This is a genomic window from Streptomyces sp. 147326 (genome assembly GCF_045000215.1).
Classification (GTDB): domain Bacteria; phylum Actinomycetota; class Actinomycetes; order Streptomycetales; family Streptomycetaceae; genus Streptomyces.
On sequence record NZ_CP134201.1, the window covers coordinates 5,389,136 to 5,406,712 of the forward strand.

General features: G+C 73.5%; 14 protein-coding genes. 10 read left to right on the forward strand and 4 right to left on the reverse strand.

Annotated features, from left to right (window positions below):
- Window positions 1–348: 348 nt before the first annotated feature.
- Both RIU97_RS24725 and RIU97_RS24730 read right to left on the reverse strand, forming a co-directional pair.
- Window positions 349–1,569 (reverse strand): acetyl-CoA C-acetyltransferase, encoded by a 1,221-nt coding sequence (locus RIU97_RS24725; protein WP_404959762.1) that lies wholly within the window; start codon window positions 1,567–1,569, stop codon window positions 349–351.
- A 420-nt stretch (window positions 1,570–1,989) separates the two neighbouring features.
- Complete coding sequence (locus RIU97_RS24730; protein WP_404959763.1) at window positions 1,990–3,003, reverse strand: SGNH/GDSL hydrolase family protein; 1,014 nt, start codon at window positions 3,001–3,003, stop codon at window positions 1,990–1,992.
- Window positions 3,004–3,131: 128 nt separating this feature from the next.
- On the opposite strand from RIU97_RS24730, the gene RIU97_RS24735 reads away from it, so the two are divergent.
- Window positions 3,132–4,517, forward strand: coding sequence for a cystathionine beta-synthase (locus RIU97_RS24735; RefSeq protein WP_404962923.1), 1,386 nt, complete (start codon window positions 3,132–3,134; stop codon window positions 4,515–4,517).
- A gap of 337 nt (window positions 4,518–4,854) precedes the next feature.
- On the opposite strand, the gene RIU97_RS24740 is transcribed toward RIU97_RS24735, so the two are convergent.
- Window positions 4,855–5,235: a hypothetical protein gene (locus RIU97_RS24740; RefSeq protein WP_404959764.1), complete on the reverse strand. Its 381-nt coding sequence runs from the start codon at window positions 5,233–5,235 to the stop codon at window positions 4,855–4,857.
- A 140-nt stretch (window positions 5,236–5,375) separates the two neighbouring features.
- On the opposite strand from RIU97_RS24740, the gene RIU97_RS24745 reads away from it, so the two are divergent.
- Window positions 5,376–6,218 (forward strand): MurR/RpiR family transcriptional regulator, encoded by an 843-nt coding sequence (locus tag RIU97_RS24745; protein WP_404959765.1) that lies wholly within the window; start codon window positions 5,376–5,378, stop codon window positions 6,216–6,218.
- A gap of 59 nt (window positions 6,219–6,277) precedes the next feature.
- On the opposite strand, the gene RIU97_RS24750 is transcribed toward RIU97_RS24745, so the two are convergent.
- Window positions 6,278–7,633 (reverse strand): diaminopimelate decarboxylase, encoded by a 1,356-nt coding sequence (locus tag RIU97_RS24750; protein ID WP_404959766.1) that lies wholly within the window; start codon window positions 7,631–7,633, stop codon window positions 6,278–6,280.
- 104 nt (window positions 7,634–7,737) lie between these two features.
- Here RIU97_RS24750 and hutU point away from each other — a divergent pair, with 104 nt between their 5' ends.
- The 8 genes from hutU (at window position 7,738) to RIU97_RS24790 (ending at window position 17,529) form a co-directional block, all read left to right on the forward strand.
- Complete coding sequence (gene hutU, locus RIU97_RS24755) at window positions 7,738–9,423, forward strand: urocanate hydratase (protein ID WP_404959767.1); 1,686 nt, start codon at window positions 7,738–7,740, stop codon at window positions 9,421–9,423.
- A gap of 11 nt (window positions 9,424–9,434) precedes the next feature.
- The gene (locus RIU97_RS24760) at window positions 9,435–10,625 is read left to right on the forward strand and encodes an allantoate amidohydrolase (RefSeq protein ID WP_404962924.1); all 1,191 of its coding nucleotides are present in this window, start codon (window positions 9,435–9,437) and stop codon (window positions 10,623–10,625) included.
- Entirely contained in the window at window positions 10,616–11,953 is a 1,338-nt protein-coding gene (locus RIU97_RS24765) for a formimidoylglutamate deiminase (RefSeq protein ID WP_404959768.1), read from the forward strand. The genes RIU97_RS24760 and RIU97_RS24765 overlap by 10 nt, the downstream gene beginning before the upstream one ends.
- A 109-nt stretch (window positions 11,954–12,062) precedes the next feature.
- Window positions 12,063–13,241, forward strand: coding sequence for an imidazolonepropionase (gene hutI, locus RIU97_RS24770; protein ID WP_404959769.1), 1,179 nt, complete (start codon window positions 12,063–12,065; stop codon window positions 13,239–13,241).
- Window positions 13,242–13,354: 113 nt separating this feature from the next.
- Window positions 13,355–14,032: an LPXTG cell wall anchor domain-containing protein gene (locus tag RIU97_RS24775; RefSeq protein ID WP_404959770.1), complete on the forward strand. Its 678-nt coding sequence runs from the start codon at window positions 13,355–13,357 to the stop codon at window positions 14,030–14,032.
- 16 nt (window positions 14,033–14,048) lie between these two features.
- The gene (locus tag RIU97_RS24780; protein WP_404959771.1) at window positions 14,049–15,086 is read left to right on the forward strand and encodes a hypothetical protein; all 1,038 of its coding nucleotides are present in this window, start codon (window positions 14,049–14,051) and stop codon (window positions 15,084–15,086) included.
- 5 nt (window positions 15,087–15,091) lie between these two features.
- Window positions 15,092–16,228, forward strand: coding sequence for a hypothetical protein (locus tag RIU97_RS24785; RefSeq protein WP_404962925.1), 1,137 nt, complete (start codon window positions 15,092–15,094; stop codon window positions 16,226–16,228).
- Complete coding sequence (locus tag RIU97_RS24790; protein WP_404959772.1) at window positions 16,225–17,529, forward strand: hypothetical protein; 1,305 nt, start codon at window positions 16,225–16,227, stop codon at window positions 17,527–17,529. The genes RIU97_RS24785 and RIU97_RS24790 overlap by 4 nt, the downstream gene beginning before the upstream one ends.
- The last annotated feature ends 48 nt before the right edge of the window (window positions 17,530–17,577 follow it).

Consider the following 17,577-nt stretch of genomic DNA (forward strand, 5'->3'; position numbering starts at 1 on the left):
AGATTCGGTCACAGGTCGGCGGCGGCGGGATTAGATCCGGTGTCAGTACGCCCCAAGGGATCCGGCCGGATCCCTTGCGGCGCCTGGGCACCGGCCTTGATCCAATGGGGTCGCCTCGCGGCGACCCCTACCCTCCGCTACGGCTCAGCTCAGCCGCTCGCTTTCTTGGTCGCGCTGAGCTTCGCCACCGCTGCGGGCAGGTGCCGCCCCTCGTTCCTCGGGGCGACCCCTACCCTCCGCTACGGCTCAGCTCAGCCGCTCGCTTTCTTGGTCGCGCTGAGCTTCGCCACCGCTGCGGGCAGGTGCCGCCCCTCGTTCCTCGGGGCAACCCCTACCCTCCGCTACGGCTCAGCTCAGCCGCTCGATGACCATGGCCATGCCCTGACCGCCGCCGACGCACATCGTCTCGAGGCCGAACTGCTTGTCGTGGAACTGCAGGCTGTTGATCAGGGTGCCGGTGATGCGGGCACCGGTCATCCCGAAGGGGTGACCGACGGCGATGGCCCCGCCGTTGACGTTCAGCTTGTCGAGGGGGATCTCCAGATCCCGGTACGACGGGATGACCTGGGCCGCGAAGGCTTCGTTGATCTCGAAGAGGTCGATGTCGCCGACCGTCAGGCCGGCCCGCTTCAGGGCCTGCTTCGACGCCTCGACCGGGCCCAGGCCCATGATCTCGGGGGAGAGGGCGGTGACGCCGGTGGAGACGATCCGGGCCAGCGGGGTCAGACCCAGCTCGCGGGCCTTGGTGTCGCTCATGATGACCAGCGCCGCGGCGCCGTCGTTGAGCGGGCAGCAGTTGGCGGCCGTGACCAGGCCGTCGGGGCGGAAGACGGGCTTGAGGCCCTGGACGCCCTCCAGGGTCACGCCGGCACGCGGACCGTCGTCGGTCGAGACGACCGTGCCGTCCGGGGTGGTGACCGGGGTGATCTCGCGGGCCCAGAAGCCGTTCTTGATGGCCTCTTCGGCGAGGTTCTGCGAGCGCACGCCGAACTCGTCCATGTCCTGGCGGGTCACGCCCTTGAGGCGGGCCAGGTTCTCGGCGGTCTGCCCCATCGAGATGTACGCGTCGGGGATCAGGCCGTCCTCGCGCGGGTCGCGCCAGGAGGAGCCTTCGCTCTGCGCGACGGCGGCCGTACGGGCCTCCGCCTCGCCGAAGAGCGGGTTGTGCGTGTCCGGCAGGCCGTCCGAGGAGCCCTTAGCGAACCGGGAGACCGTCTCGACGCCCGCGGAGATGAAGACGTCGCCCTCGCCGGCCTTGATGGCGTGCAGGGCCATGCGGGAGGTCTGGAGCGAGGAGGAACAGTAGCGGGTGATCGTGGTGCCCGGCAGGTAGTCCATGCCCATCTGCACGGCCACGATGCGGGCCAGGTTGTGGCCCTGCTCGCCGCCCGGGAGACCGCAGCCGAGCATCAGGTCGTCGATCTGGCGCGGGTCCAGCTCGGGGACCTTGGCAAGGGCGGCCTGGATGATCGTCGCGGTCAGGTCGTCCGGGCGGACGTCCTTGAGGGAGCCCTTGCCGGCGCGCCCGATCGGGGAGCGGGCGGTGGAAACGATGACGGCTTCGGGCATCGGGACTCCAAGGGGTGCGTCGTTGCGGGACCGCATGCGAAGTTACCGCCCCGTACGGTCGAGGTCACCGGGCGGGGGGTGTGATGCCGGTCGCTCCCGCGGGGTCGCGGTCCATCGGGCGGGGCCTGCACGTCGAGATGTGCGGCGCCGCTGGTGGGGCCCTGCCCCCCACCCCGCGCCTCAAACGCCGGCGGGGCTGAAAGAGCGAGGCCGTGCCCCGGGCCCCGCGCCTCCGAACGCCGGCGGGGCTGAAAGAGCGAGGCCGTGCCCCGGGCCCCGCGCCTCGAACGCCGGCGGGGCTGAAAGAGCGGGGCCGTGCCCCGGGCCCCGGGCCTCGAATGCCGGCGGGGCTGAAAGAGCGGGGCCGTGCCCCGGGCCCCGGGCCTCGAACGCCGGCGGGGCTGTATCGACGCGCGGCGGTCAGGCGGGGCCGGAGACGCCGGCGGCCGGGGATGCGGGGTCTTCGGCCCGGACCCGGCGCCGGCGGCGGTGCTTGAGCAGGACCCACGGGCCGCGGACGGCCGTGACCTCCGTACCCGCCTGGCCCGCGGCGGCGGACGCGGCCTTCGCCACCGGAAGCATGTCCTCGTCCCGGGACACGTCCAGCCGGTCCGACTCCGGCCACAGGCCGAGCGCGGCGCACAGCGTCGGCAGCACGGCCATCGCGGCGGTCGCGTACCCCTCAGCCGACGGGTGGTAGGAGTCCGGGCCGAACATCTCGCGCGGGTTCGCGGCGAACTCCGGGCCCAGCAGGTCACCCATGGAGACCGTCCGGGCGCCCAGCGCGACCACTCCTATGGTCTGCGCGGCGGCCAGCTGGCGTGAGACCCGCCGGGCCACCCAGCGCAGCGGCTGGTACACCGGCTCGATCGTGCCCAGGTCCGGACAGGTGCCCACGACGACCTCGGCCCCGGCCATCCGCAGCCGCCGCACGGCCGAGGTCAGGCAGCGCACGGACTGGGTCGGCGGCAGCCGGCGCGTCACGTCGTTCGCGCCGATCATGATCACGCACACGTCCGGGGCGGGTCCCGCGTCGTTCAGCAGCAGCCCCGCCTGCCGGTCCAGGTCGTCCGACATGGCTCCCGACAGGGCCACGTTGCGCAGCTCCACCGGCCGCTCGGCCACCGCCGCCAGCCCGGACGCCAGCAGGGCGGCCGGAGTCTGCCGGGCCCGCCGTACGCCGAGTCCCGCGGCCGTGGAATCGCCCAGCATGCCCAGGCGCAGCGGGCCCGGGCTCTGCTCGGGGCCGCCGAACTCGCTCCCGTAGAGCCCGTCGGCGCGCGGCGGCTCGCCCAGCCCGGTGCCCACCGTCCGCTTGGCGAACTGCACCTCGGCCAGCACCAGCCCCACGGCGGCGGCCCCGACCAGTCCGAGTCCGCCCCCGCCGTACGCTGCCCCCGCCGCGATCCGGCGGGCCGTTCTCGCCCTGGACACCCTTCAGGCCACCTCCTCGGTCCTCATTGACCCCTACCTGCCCCGTACGGACGGTCAGCCAATCCCTTTGCGCATACTCTGGCCGTGCCTCCCGGAGAACCCGTGGAGTCCCCTCCTTGGAGAACATGGTGCAATTCCACGACTCGATGATCAGCCTCGTCGGCAACACCCCGCTGGTGAAGCTCAACCGTGTGACCGAAGGCCTGCAGGCCACCGTCCTTGCGAAGGTCGAGTACTTCAATCCCGGCGGATCCGTGAAGGACCGGATCGCCGTACGGATGATCGAGGCCGCCGAGCAGAGCGGAGCCCTCAAGCCCGGCGGCACCATCGTGGAGCCGACCAGCGGCAACACGGGTGTAGGACTCGCCATCGTGGCCCAGCAGAAGGGCTACAAGTGCATCTTCGTCTGCCCTGACAAGGTGTCCATGGACAAGATCAACGTGCTGCGCGCCTACGGCGCCGACGTCGTGGTCTGCCCGACCGCCGTCGACCCCGAGCACCCGGACTCGTACTACAACGTCTCCGACCGCCTCGTGCGCGAGACCCCGGGCGCCTGGAAGCCCGACCAGTACAGCAACCCGAACAACCCCCGTTCGCACTACGAGACCACCGGCCCCGAGCTGTGGGACCAGACGGACGGGAAGATCACCCACTTCGTCGCGGGCGTCGGCACCGGCGGCACGATTTCCGGTACCGGCAACTACCTCAAGGAGGTCAGCGGCGGGAAGGTCAAGGTCATCGGCGCCGACCCCGAGGGTTCGGTCTACTCCGGCGGCTCCGGCCGCCCGTACCTCGTCGAGGGCGTCGGCGAGGACTTCTGGCCGACCGCCTACGACCCCAACGTCACCGACGAGATCATCGCGGTGTCCGACAAGGACTCCTTCCAGATGACCCGCCGCCTGGCGAAGGAGGAGGGCCTGCTCGTCGGCGGCTCCTGCGGCATGGCGGTCGTGGCCGCCCTGCGCGCCGCAGAGGGCCTCGGCCCGGACGACGTGGTCGTCGTCCTGCTGCCGGACAGCGGCCGCGGCTACATGAGCAAGATCTTCAGCGACGAGTGGATGGCGGGCCACGGCTTCCTGGAGGAGGCCGGACCGGCCGCCCGCATCGGTGACGTGCTGAACGACAAGGAGGGCGGCATCCCCTCCCTCGTCCACATGCACCCCGAGGAGACGGTCGGCCAGGCGATCGAGGTCCTGCGGGAGTACGGCGTCTCGCAGATGCCCATCGTCAAGCCGGGCGCCGGTCACCCGGACGTGATGGCCGCCGAGGTCATCGGCTCGGTCGTCGAGAAGGAGCTGCTGGCGGCGCTGTTCGCGCAGCGGGCCTCCCTGACCGACCCGCTGGAGAAGCACATGAGCTCGCCGCTGCCGCAGGTCGGCTCGGGCGAGCCCGTGTCCGAACTCATGGCGGTGCTCGGCGAGGCCGACGCGGCGATCGTGCTGGTCGAGGGCAAGCCCACCGGTGTGGTGAGCCGTCAGGACCTGCTGGCGTTCCTCGCCAAGTCCCCCAAGTAGCCCGTACGGGGCCGCGCGTGGCCTTCGCGCAAACGGTACGGGCACGACACGTGACGGCAGCACCGGCTTAACACGGCTCCGGCACAGTGGTGGTTGTCGGCAGGGAAGCCCGGGAGACCGGATCCCGGCCGGCACCACCGAACGGCGTACGCGCACCTCCGGAGCGGCTCCCGGACCGCGCGGACGCCACGGACGCGGACGGCCCTGACCCGGCCGTGTCCTTCGCGGGGGCCGCCGTCGTCCCGCCCCTCGGGCAACCGAGGGTGCGGCGGTCCCCGCGCAACTCTTCCCGCCCCCGCCTCCGCCCCCGTCGGCGTCCGAGGCGCGGGGGCCCGGGTTAGGCCCGGTCGGCGGACCCGCGCCGGAACCGCTTGCTGGCGTGGATGAAGTTCACGCCCACGATCCCGGCCCAGGTGACCAGGAGGCCGCTCAGGTGCGCCTCCGCCGCGGCGATGGCCGACAGCGGGACCGCCAGCACCAGGGTGATGATCGCGAAGCCGAAGCGTTCGCCGAAGTTGCCGTCCGCCGGGGAGGCGGAGGGGCGGGCGTCGCCGCGGGCCGCGGACAGGCGTTCCTCCGCGAGGCGCCGCCGGACCTGGGTGTCGACCTTCTCGACGAACGAGTCCACCAGTGCGGCCTCGTACTCCGGACCCAGCTCCCGCCGGGCGTCCATCGTGGCGTCGAGTTCCTTCTTCAGCTCTTGGGCGTGGGCGTCCATGCCTCCACGGTAGGAATCGCCGCGGGCCCCGGCACTGGGGCTAGCCCCCCTATCCGGATCGCGGGCACGGCTTGCCCCGCTGCATAACCGCATGCAGAGTGCTCCGTGACTGAATAACTCACCGGGACGGAGGGGACGGCATGAGTGACAGCCCGGCCACGCGGCTGCAGAAGCTGTTCGAGGGGCACCGGCTGACGCCGACCCAGCGGCGGATCGCGCACTGCATGGTCCGCGGAGCGGCGGAGGTGCCCTTCCTGTCGAGCGTCGAGCTCGCCGAGCTGGCCGGGGTGAGCCAGCCGTCGGTGACGCGGTTCGCGGTGGCGCTGGGCTTCGACGGGTATCCCGCGCTGCGCCGCCACCTGCGCGAGGTGGCTCCCGCCGAGCGGGCCGAGGCCGTGCAGGAGGACTCGTACAACGAGTACCAGCAGGCCGTGCTCGGCGAGATCGAGAACCTGCGGCAGCTGGCCGAGATGCTCGCCGATCCGGCGCCGGTCGAGGAGGCGGGGCGGCTGCTCGCCGCCTCGTCCCCGCTGCCGGTGCTCGGGCTGCGGGCGGCGTCCTCGCAGGCGCGCGGGTTCGCGTACTTCGCGGCCAAGGTGCACCCGGACGTACGCCTCCTCGACGAGGGCGGCTCGATGCTCGCCGACCGGATCGACGCGGCCGTCGGCGCGGGGGCCTCGGCGCTGCTGTGCTTCGCGCTGCCGCGGCATCCCCGGGAGGTGGCGGAGGCGCTGGAGCACGGGCGCGCGGCCGGGCTGACCGTGGTGACGGTCGCCGACTCGGCCTTCGCGCCCGTGGCCCGCCACTCGGACCTGCTGATCCCGGCGCCGGTCGGGACCGGCCTGGCGTTCGACACCGCGTGCGCGCCGATGCTGCTGGGGCGGGTGCTGCTGGAGGCGATGGCGGACGCCCTCCCGGACGCACAGGCCCGCCTGGAAGCCTTCGACGCCCGAGCCGCCGCCCGCGGCCTCTTCGTGGAGTAGCCGCCCGTTCGGCCTCGCCGGCGATTGAGGCGCGGGTCTGGGCGGGGCCCGCGCAGCGGCTACAGCAGGGCGTCACCGAGCGCGCCCCCCGCCTCCGCGACGATGGCCTCGACGGACTGCGCCGGGCGGACCAGAGCGAAGCGGACACGGCCCTCCGGGCCCACCGTGAAGCCGTGGACCGCCGGGCGGGGCAGGCTGTTGTAGCCGTAGTGGGCCGTGAAGAAGTACGCGCCGGTGTCCGGGACACCGATCAGGTCGCCGGGGGCGAGGAGCGGCAGCTCACGGGCCGTCGCGAGCAGGTCTCCCGCGAAGCAGGCCGGCCCCGCGACGTCCTGGGCGACCGGGGCGCCGCTCTTCGGGGCCCCCTTCGCGTCGTACGGCAGGATCCGCACCGGCCAGGCCGCCGGCGCGTACGCGGTGCGCGTCGCCAGCTGCACCCCGGCGTGGGTGAGCGCGATCGGCCGGGACCCGGTGGTCTTGGTGTACTCGACCCGGGCCAGGACGAGCCCGTGCTTGGCCAGCAGGGACCGCCCGAACTCCGTGACCAGGCCGTACGCGCCGGAGAAGAGCGCGGGGGCCGCCTCGCGCAGCGCGGCCACGTACTCCGCGAACCGGGGCGTCTCCTCGTCCGAGGCGAAGTTCACCGGCAGGCCGCCGCCGATGTCGAGGGTGTCGACCTGGCGGCGTCCGGCCGCCTCGTTGATCTCCTCGGCCAGCGCGTGCAGTTCCCGTACGCCTTCCGCGATCAGGGCCAGGGGGACGCCCTGCGAGCCCGAGTGGACGTGCAGGCGGGTGAGCCACGGCCGGTCCAGGTACGCCCGTACGAGCCACTCGCGCGCGCCGGGATCGCGCAGGGCGATCCCGAACTTCGAGGTCGCCGTGGCGGTGGAGAGCGCGTCGATGGTGCCCGCGCCGGTCTGCGGGTTGATCCGCAGGCCGATCGGGGCCCCGGTGGGCGCCTGCGCGACGAGGGCGTCGAGGCGTGCCAGCTCCTGCGGGTTGTCGGCGTTGACGGCGATGCCGAGGGCCAGGGCCTCGCGCAGTTCGGCGGCTGTCTTGGCGGGGGAGTCCAGGACGGTCCGACCGGCGGGCACCCCGGCGGCCCGGGCCAGCGCCAGCTCGCCGGGGCTGGCCACCTCGCAGCCGAGTCCGGCGTCCGCGAGCAGCCGCAGCACCGGGACGAGCGGGGCGGCCTTGACGGCGAAGGCGTGCAGGACGGGGGTGCCGGGGGCCAGGGCGGCCGCGAAGGCGCTGGTCAGAGCGGCGGCGGAGGCGCGGATCCCGGCGGTGTCGAGCAGGCAGGTCAGTGGCTCCGCGGAGTCGGCCCCGCCCACGAGTCCCTGGTCGACGGCAGCCCGTACGGCCAGATCCCGGCGCGCGGAGGCTTCCCCGCCCCCATCCGTGTGTGCAGCCATGTCCGCCATCCCATCATTCGACGGGGCCGCCCGCAGCTGTTGACTGAATCTATTCAGCGCGTCAGGATGTGAATGGAAATACCAACATCGGAGGAGGCACCGCCATGTCAGGACCCCGCCCCGTACGTGCAGCGCGAGGCACCGAGCTCAGCACCCTGGGATGGCAGCAGGAGGCCGCGCTGCGGATGCTCCAGAACAACCTCGACCCCGAGGTCGCCGAGCACCCCGACAAGCTCGTCGTCTACGGCGGCACCGGCAAGGCCGCCCGCGACTGGCGCTCGTACGACGCGATGGTCCGCACCCTCCAGACCCTCAAGCAGGACGAGACGATGCTCGTCCAGTCCGGCCGCCCGGTCGGCGTGATGCAGACCCACGAGTGGGCGCCGCGCGTCCTGCTCGCCAACTCCAACCTCGTCGGCGACTGGGCCAACTGGGAGGAGTTCCGCCGCCTGGAGCAGCTGGGCCTGACCATGTACGGCCAGATGACGGCCGGTTCGTGGATCTACATCGGTACCCAGGGCATCCTCCAGGGCACCTACGAGACCTTCGCCGCCGTCGCCGCCAAGCTGCATTCAATGGGTAAGGGAGGGGTCAACGGCACCCTGGCGGGCACCATCACCCTCACCGCCGGCCTCGGCGGCATGGGCGGCGCCCAGCCGCTGGCCGTGACGATGAACGACGGCGTCGCGATCTGCATCGACGTCGACCCGCGCGCCATCGCGCGCCGCATCGAGCACCGCTACCTGGACGTGAAGGCCGACAGCCTGCAGCACGCCCTGCAGCTGGCCGTCGAGGCCCGCGACGCCCGCAAGCCGCTCTCCATCGGCCTGCTCGGCAACGCCGCCGACCTGCTCCCGCAGATGCTGGCCGAGGGCGCCCCGATCGACATCGTGACGGACCAGACCTCCGCGCACGACCCGCTCGCCTACCTGCCGACCGGCGTCGACTTCGACGACATGGCCGCCTACGCCGCCAAGGACCCGGCCGGCTTCACCACCCGGGCCCGCGAGTCCATGGCCAAGCACGTCGAGGCCATGGTCGGCTTCATGGACGCCGGCGCCGAGGTCTTCGACTACGGCAACTCCATCCGCGGCGAGGCCCAGCTGGCCGGCTACGACCGCGCCTTCGCCTTCCCCGGCTTCGTCCCCGCCTACATCCGGCCGCTGTTCTGCGAGGGCAAGGGCCCCTTCCGCTGGGCCGCGCTGTCCGGCGAGGCCTCGGACATCCACAAGACCGACAAGGCACTGCTGGAGCTCTTCCCGGAGAACGAGTCCCTGCACCGCTGGATCAAGATGGCCGGCGAGCGCGTCCACTTCCAGGGCCTGCCCGCGCGCATCTGCTGGCTCGGCTACGGCGAGCGCGACAAGGCCGGCGAGCGCTTCAACGAGATGGTCGCCGACGGCACCCTCGCCGCCCCGCTCGTCATCGGCCGCGACCACCTCGACTGCGGCTCCGTCGCCTCCCCGTACCGCGAGACCGAGGCCATGCTCGACGGCTCCGACGCCATCGCCGACTGGCCGCTGCTCAACGCCATGGTCAACGTGGCCTCCGGCGCCTCCTGGGTCTCCATCCACCACGGCGGCGGCGTCGGCATGGGCCGCTCCATCCACGCGGGCCAGGTCACCGTCGCCGACGGCACCCCGCTGGCCGGCGAGAAGATCCGCCGCGTCCTCACCAACGACCCGGGCATGGGCGTCATCCGCCACGTCGACGCGGGCTATGACATCGCCGAGTCGGTCGCCGACGAGCGCGGCGTCCGCGTTCCGATGCGCGAGGGCGACGACGCGTGACCTTCCACGACATGTGGGCCGAGCTCGCGCCCATCGGCCGCAACGCCGATACCGGCGGATACCGCCGCTACGCCTGGAGCGGGGCCGACGCCGACTGCCGGACCTGGTTCCAGGAGCAGGCCGAGGCGCGCGGGCTGACGTACGAGACCGACCGCAACGGCAACCAGTGGGCCTGGCTCGGCGACCCCCTCGCGGGGGACGCCGTGGTCACCGGCTCGCACCTGGACTCCGTCCCCGACGGCGGGGCCTTCGACGGCCCCCTCGGGGTGGTGTCCTCCTTCGCGGCCCTGGACGAACTCCGCAGGAGGGGCGCGGAGTTCTCCAGGCCCCTTGCCCTCACCAACTTCGGTGACGAGGAAGGGGCCCGCTTCGGCCTCGCCTGCGTCGGCTCCCGGCTCGCCGCCGGGCAGCTGACCAAGGAGAAGGCGTACGAGCTCCGCGACGCCGACGGCATCTCCCTGCCCCAGGCCATGGAGGCCGCCGGATACGACCCCGACGCCATCGGGGCCGACCCCGAACGGCTCGCCCGCATCGGCGCCTTCGTCGAACTCCACGTGGAACAGGGCCGCGCCCTGGACCTGTCCGGGGACCGCGTCGGCATCGCCTCCGCGATCTGGCCGCACGGCCGCTGGCGGTTCGACTTCCGCGGCGAGGCCAACCACGCCGGCACCACCCGGCTCGTCGACCGCCGCGACCCGATGCTCACGTACGCGGCGACCGTCCTCGCGGCCCGCACCGAGGCGGCCCTCGCCGGCGCCGTGGCCACCTTCGGGAAGATCTCGGTCGAGCCCAACGGGGTCAACGCCATCCCCTCCCTCGTGCGCGGCTGGCTCGACTCCCGGGCCGCCGACCAGGCCACCCTCGACACGGTCGTCACCGCCATCGAGAAGGCCGCCCGCGAGCGCGCCGACCAGGACGGCATCGACCTCGGCATCGTCCGGGAGTCCTTCACCCCGGTCGTCGAGTTCGAGCACGCCCTGCGCGACGAGATGAACCGGATCCTGGGCGGGGCCGTCCCCGTCCTCGGCACCGGGGCGGGACACGACGCCGGGATCCTCTCCGCCGCCGTCCCGACCGCGATGCTGTTCGTACGGAACCCGACCGGGGTCTCCCACTCCCCGCGGGAGTTCGCCGCCGAGGACGACTGCGTGGCCGGTGTGCTCGCCCTCGCCGACGTACTGGAAGGACTGGCATGCCGCTGACGTACTGGCTGGAGCACGCCTGGCTCGGCACCCACGTCGAGCCGGGCGTCGCCCTGGAGGTCACCGCCGACGGGCGGATCGGCGCCCTGCGCACCGGTGTGGACAGCCCGCCCCCGGGCGCGGAGGTGCTGCGCGGCCTGACGCTCCCGGGCCTGGCCAACGCGCACAGCCACGCCTTCCACCGGGCCCTGCGGGGCACCGTCCAGGTCGGCTCCGGCACCTTCTGGACCTGGCGCGACCTCATGTACAAGGTCGCCCAGAACCTCACGCCCGACAGCTACTTCGCGCTCGCCCGCGCCGTCTACGCCGAGATGGCGCTGGCCGGCATCACCAACGTCGGCGAGTTCCACTACGTCCACCACGCGCCCGGCGGCGCCGCCTACGCCGACCCGAACGCCATGGGCGAGGCCCTGATCGAGGCGGCCGCGGCGGCCGGCATCCGGATCACCCTGCTGGACACCGCGTACCTGTCCTCCGGCTTCGGGGAGGCCCCCAACAGCCACCAGCTGCGCTTCTCCGACGGCACCGCCGAGGCCTGGGCCGAGCGCGCGAGCGCGCTGAAGCCCCGTGAGCACGCCCTGATCGGCGCCGCCATCCACTCGGTGCGCGCGGTACCGGCCGCCGAACTGGCCACCGTCGCCCGCTGGGCCGAGGAGCGCAGGGCCCCGCTGCACGTCCACCTCTCGGAGCAGACCGCCGAGAACGACGCCTGCCAGGCGGCCCACGGCCGCACCCCGACCCAGCTGCTGGCCGACCACGGCGTGCTCGGCCCGCGCACCACCGGCGTCCACAACACGCACCTGACCGACATGGACATCGCCCTCCTCGGCGGGACCACCACCGGCACCTGCATGTGCCCCACCACCGAACGGGACCTCGCGGACGGCATCGGCCCGGCGACCCGCCTCCAGCACGCGGGCAGCCCGCTGTCCCTGGGCAGCGACAGCCACGCGGTGATCGACCTGCTCGAGGAGGCCCGCGCGATGGAGCTCAACGAGCGCCTGCGCAGCCGGACCCGGGGCCACTGGACGGCGAACGCGCTGCTCGCCGCCGCCACCGAGGACGGCCACGCGGCGCTCGGACTCGCCGACGCGGGGCGTCTGGAGGCGGGCGCGCTCGCGGACTTCACCACGATCGCGCTGGACTCCGTCCGCACGGCCGGTCCGCCGGCCCGGCTGGGCGCCGAGACGGCGGTCTTCGCCGCCACTGCGTCGGACGTCCGCCACACGGTCGTGGCCGGCCGCCACGTCGTCCGCGACGGCGCCCACACCCTCGTCGAGGACGTCCCGACCGCCCTGTCCGACGCCATCGCCGCCCTGCGAGCCTGACCCTGCCGCCTGCGGCGGGCCCTTCCCCCACCCCGCCCCTTCTCCCCCAGCGGTAGCTGGGGGAGAAGGGGCGGGGTGGGGGACAAGCAAGCTCTGAGAGGAACCCCCCGTGACCACCACCCTCATCACCCACATCGGCAGTCTCGTCACCAACGACCCGTCCGTCGGCGACGGTTCACCCCTGGGCCTGATCGAGAACGCCGCCGTCGTCATCGACGGCGACAAGGTCGCGTGGGTCGGCCCCGCCGCCAAGGCGCCGGCCGCGGACGAGGCCTTCGACGCGCAGGGCCGGGCCGTCATCCCCGGCTTCGTCGACTCCCACTCGCACCTCGTCTTCGCCGGCGACCGCACCGCCGAGTTCAACGCCCGCATGTCCGGCCGCAGCTACTCCGCCGGAGGCATCCGCACGACCGTCGCCGCCACCCGCTCCGCCACCGACGCCGAGCTCGAGGCCAACCTGGTGCGCCATCTCGACGAGGCCCGCCGCCAGGGCACCACCACCTTCGAGACCAAGTCCGGCTACGGCCTCACCGTCGCCGACGAGGCCCGCGCCCTGCGGATCGCCGCCGCGCACACCGAGGAGGTCACCTACCTCGGCGCGCACATCGTCTCCCCGGACTACGCCGAGGACCCGGCCGCCTACGTCGACCTCGTCACCGGCGAGATGCTGGCGGCCTGCGCCCCGTACGCCCGCTGGGTGGACGTCTTCTGCGAGAAGGGCGCCTTCGACGGCGACCAGGCCCGTGCGATCCTCACCGCGGGCGCCGCCGCCGGCCTGATCCCGCGCGTGCACGCCAACCAGCTGTCCTACGGCCCCGGCGTACAGCTCGCCGTGGAGCTGGAGGCCGCCTCCGCCGACCACTGCACCCACCTCACCGACGCCGACGTGGACGCCCTCGCCCAGGCCGCGGGGACCACGGTCGCCACCCTGCTGCCCGGCGCCGAGTTCTCCACCCGCGCGGTGTGGCCCGACGCCCGCCGCCTGATCGACGCGGGCGCCACCGTCGCGCTGTCCACGGACTGCAACCCCGGATCCTCCTACACGAGTTCCATGCCGTTCTGCATCGCCCTCGCCGTGCGCGACATGCGGATGACCCCGGACGAGGCCCTGTGGTCGGCCACCGCCGGCGGCGCCCGCGCCCTGCGCCGCGAGGACATCGGCGTCGTGACCGCCGGAGCCCGCGCCGACCTGGCCCTCCTGGACGCCCCGAGCCACGTCCACCTCGCCTACCGCCCGGGCGTCCCGCTCGTCTCGGCCGTCTGGCAGCGGGGCCGCCGGACGCACTGACGAACGGTCAATCCGGGGCTGTCCTTTGTCTTCCCTCCGTAAGACCCCGGGCGTACCTTGAGCCACCAATCTGATGTGTCGTCAGTTATTTGTGGCCCGAGGGGAAGACGAAGGTGTCCGACCGCAAACGCTCCACCGCGCTCGCGCTGGCCTCCGCGCTGGCCGGATCGGCGGTCCTGCTGGCCGCCCCCGCAGCCCACGCCGCCGTCGTCGACGTGGCGTACGACTGCAAGACCCCGATCGGGGACAAGTCGGCGATCTCGCCCATCGACATCAAGGCCGTCAAGGACGGCGAGGCGTACAAGCTGACGATGTCCTTCCAGAAGGGCGTCTCGTCCAGCCCCATCGAACTGGGCAAGGGCGCGATGAGCCCCAGCGCCGTCATCCTCGTCGACGGCGCCGAGAAGGTGTCCGTACCGGTCTCCGGCCCGCCCAACCCCGAGGCCGCGCCCGCCGACACACCCATCAAGATCACCGACCTCTCGGGCACCTACACGCCCAAGAAGAGCGGCAAGGTCACCTTCACCGCCGGCGTCCTCACCATCAAGGCGATGGGTACCACGACCACCTGCACCCCGGGCAACAGCCCCGGCCCGTCCCTGGGGCTCGACGTCACGGCCGCCGGCGGCGCCGCCGCCCAGTCCGGCGGCGGCTCGGACGCGAACACCCTCCCGCAGACCGGACCCACCGACTCCGCCCTCGCCCTCGGCACCCTCGGCGGCACCGTGCTGCTCTCGGGCGTCGCCGGCGTGCTCTGGCTGACCCGGCGCGGCCAGCGGGCCCGGTCCTGAACGGAGCACCCCGGCCATGCCCGTGCTCCACGCCCCCCACCGCCTCAAGCGCGCCGGCCTGATCCTGCTCGCCGCCACCGCCCTGTACGCGGGCCCCGCCCAGCCCGCGTACGGCGCGACCGCCGACGAACCGGGCTGGACCGCCGAACCCGCGGCCGGCCAGGCCGTCCCCCGCACCGGCGCCCGCCCGTACTCCACGCGCCCGTACTTCTACATGGCGGGCACCGCCGGCACCGTCCTGGAGGACCACCTCGCCCTGGCCAACACCACCGACCGGGAGCACACCGTCACCCTGCGCGGGGCCGACGCCTACAACACCGCCGGCGGCGCCTTCGCGGTGCGCCCCGCCGCCGCGTCCACCGGCGCCGGCGCCTGGATCAGCTTCGGCGCCGGAGCCACCGTGAAGATCCCGCCCCACACCCGCGCGGTGGTCCCCTTCACCGTCACCGTGCCGCCCTCGTCCCCGCCCGGCGACCACCCCGCCGCCGTGGTCGCCACCGAAGCCGGCCGTGAGGTGGGCGTACGGGTCCACCTGCGGGTCGGCGGCCCCACCCTGGCCGCCCTCACCGTCGAGGACGTCGCCGTACGGGGCCGGGGCGCGGCCGCGGTCGTCGCGTACACCCTGGTCAACCGCGGCAACGTGGCCCTCGCCCCCGAGCTGTCCCTGCGCGCCGAGGGCCGCTTCGGCGAGGTACCGGGCCGTGGCGCCCGGGCCCTGCCGGTCGAACTGCTCCCGGGCCAGCGGGTCGAGCTGACCGAACCCTGGCCCGGGGCCCCGGTGCTCGACCGGGTCCGCGTGAGCGTCACCGTCACCGCCCCCGGCGGCGCCCGGGCCGAGGGGAGCGCGTCCGCCTGGTTCGTGCCGTGGCGGGCCGCCGGCTGGACGGGCCTCGGCCTGCTCGGCCTCGGCGGGACCACGCTGGCCGCGCTGTTCCTCGTACGGGGCCGGCGCACCCGGCAGGATCCGCCCGGCGGCGAGGTGCCCGGGGAGACGTCCGCCCGGCCCGGCCCGACCCCTGCACCGGAACACGAACTGACGGGAGCGTCCAGGTGAGCGCCATGGTCGGCGGCAAGGTCCGCGGCAAGGTCCGCGGCAAGGCCGGCCGCACGGTCCGGTTCCTCCTGGCGGGGCTGGCGGGGCTGGCGGTGTGCGCCCTCGCGCTGTTCCCCGTCGCCCCGGCCGAGGCCGACGAGGGCGAGCCCACCGTCGCCCTCTCGCTCCAGGAGGCCGCCAAGGGCACGGAGATCACCGTCACCGGCACCGGCTGGCGGGCCAAGACGCTGGTGATGCTGCTGGTCTGCGGACAGAACATGATCGGCGGCACCAACAGCTGCGCCAACGCCGACGGCGCCGCCGTCTCCGTCGCCGACGACGGACGCTTCTCCGCCCAGCTGGCCGTGGTCGCGCCGCCCAAGCCCTGCCCCTGCGTCGTCAACGTCACCTCCGTCAACGGCGACCAGTCCACCGTCGCGGCCCCCCTGAAGATCACCGACCACCCGGTGGCCGAACTGCCCGCCGAATCCGGCACGGCCCGCCTCGCGATGCTCACCGGGGTCCGGCTGGAGGGCGAGGACGGGGTGCTGACCTGGTTCGGCGCCCCGCCGAGCCGGAAGTTCAAGGTCACCGTCGGCAATCTCGGCTCGGCCCCGGTCAAGGACCCGGTCTTCCAGCTCGGCACCGCCCACGGGGTGTTCGCCCCGCTGTGGGAGGAGGTCCGGTGGAAGGGCACCATCCCGCCGGGCGGCAAGGCGGAGATCGCCCTCGGCGTCGCCCTCACCGCCGGAGCCCACGGCGACTACACGATCTCCCTCAAGTACGGCGAGACCGTCGTGGCCACCCAGCCCTGGGGCGTGGACCGCCCGTACGGGGTGCTGCTCTTCTGGGGCCTGCTCCTGCTCGTGATCCCGGCCGCGGTCTTCCGCATCGGCATGGCCGTCGTCGACAGGGTCCGGCCGCGCGCCGTGCCCGCGGCGGGCCGCCACCGGGGCGTACGGCCCGCGGAAGCCGCATCGGCCGTGACGGCCCGGCTGCCCGGCCTGCGCCCGGCCGCGCCGGCCCGCTCCGCGCAGCCGGCGGAGCCCCCTTCGACCACCACGGCGGTCCTGCCGTGGTTCACCCCGGACAGCGCGCCGGGCACAGCACCACAGGCGTCCGCACCGTCTGAGAACCGTTCGACGACGAAGGGACATTCGTGAAGACCCAACGGAGGGTGAGCGCGGCCGTGATCGCGCTGCTGCTCGGCGGCGCCGGTATCGCCATCGGTACGACCCCCGCCCATGCCGCGGAGACCAAGTTCAACGTCAAGTGCGTTCCCCCGGCCGGGGGCGGCAGTCCGGTGGAGGGGGAGACCACCGCCAAGGTCACCGCTCCGGCCTCGGCGAAGGTCGGCGACGAGGTCGACGTGTCCTGGGAGACGGTGAAGCCGGCCTCGAACAACACGGACCTGATGGACATCCCGCAGGACGCGGTCCAGCCCACCGGCTGGATCACCGTGGGCGGCGGTGGCGGTGAGCTGAAGGTCGTCGGGGAGAAGAAGAACCCGCCGATCCCGAAGAAGGCGCCCATGCAGATGTCCGTGATGAAGGGCAAGCTGAAGCTCACCAAGGCCGGGAAGATCACGCTGACCCCCGGCAAGTACGACGTGGCGGTCACCTTCTCCTTCGGCACGTTCGTCACCAAGTGCGCGCCGACCGGCACCGTGGGCGTCGGGGCCACCATCGACGTGTCGGCCGGCTCCAGCGGCGGTACGACGACCGGCGGCACGACCACGACCGGCGGCACGACCACGACCGGTGGCACGACCACGGGCGGCTCCACCACCACGGGCGGATCGACCTCGGGTGCCACCACCGGCGGCGGAGGCGGCCAGACCGACTTCCCGGGCAAGGCGGTCGAGGTGGCCTTCGACTGCGGGCCGGTCGTCCCGGGCGGCATCAAGACCCCGGTCACCATCAACGCCAAGAAGAACGGCGGCAGCTACGACCTGACGGTCAAGACGGCCAAGGGCGCGATGGCTGCGCCCATGGCCCTGCCCGCCGGAGCCCTCAAGCCCTCGATGGACGTGAAGCTGGGCGGGGCGGACAGCGGCACGGTCAAGGTATCCGGCCCGGCCAACGCCGAGCCGATCCCGGACAAGGCCCCGGTCAGCCTCAGCGACATGACCGGCACCTACAAGCCCGGCAAGTCCGGCAAGGTGACGCTCAGCCCGGACCAGCTGACGATCGACGTCACGATGGCCCCTGGCTCCACGCCGATCAACGTCCCCTGCAAGGCGACGAGCAGCGGCGTCTCGCTGGAACTGGACACCGCCGCCCAGCCGGGCGGCTCCGGTTCCTCGACGGTCTCCGGCAGCAGCACCTCCGGCGGCCTCGCCGAGACCGGCGCCGAGGACGAGGGCGGCATCAAGGCCCTGGCCCTGGTCGCCGGCACGGTGATCCTGCTCGGCGGCGCGGTGTTCACGTTCACCCCGTGGCGCCGGCTGCGCGGCACCCGCTGACACGCGAACGGCCCGGCACACCTTCCGGTGTGCCGGGCCGTTCGCCGT

Excerpts from the sequence above, each read along its gene's own strand:
- hutU (WP_404959767.1), top strand. The coding sequence starts at position 7,738 with ATGTCAGGACCCCGCCCCGTACGTGCAGCGCGAGGCACCGAGCTCAGC.
- RIU97_RS24745 (WP_404959765.1), top strand. The coding sequence starts at position 5,376 with ATGAGTGACAGCCCGGCCACGCGGCTGCAGAAGCTGTTCGAGGGGCAC.
- RIU97_RS24780 (WP_404959771.1), top strand. The coding sequence starts at position 14,049 with ATGCCCGTGCTCCACGCCCCCCACCGCCTCAAGCGCGCCGGCCTGATC.
- RIU97_RS24750 (WP_404959766.1), bottom strand. The coding sequence starts at position 7,633 with ATGGCTGCACACACGGATGGGGGCGGGGAAGCCTCCGCGCGCCGGGAT.
- RIU97_RS24765 (WP_404959768.1), top strand. The coding sequence starts at position 10,616 with ATGCCGCTGACGTACTGGCTGGAGCACGCCTGGCTCGGCACCCACGTC.
- RIU97_RS24725 (WP_404959762.1), bottom strand. The coding sequence starts at position 1,569 with ATGCCCGAAGCCGTCATCGTTTCCACCGCCCGCTCCCCGATCGGGCGC.
- RIU97_RS24760 (WP_404962924.1), top strand. The coding sequence starts at position 9,435 with ATGTGGGCCGAGCTCGCGCCCATCGGCCGCAACGCCGATACCGGCGGA.
- RIU97_RS24785 (WP_404962925.1), top strand. The coding sequence starts at position 15,092 with ATGGTCGGCGGCAAGGTCCGCGGCAAGGTCCGCGGCAAGGCCGGCCGC.
- RIU97_RS24740 (WP_404959764.1), bottom strand. The coding sequence starts at position 5,235 with ATGGACGCCCACGCCCAAGAGCTGAAGAAGGAACTCGACGCCACGATG.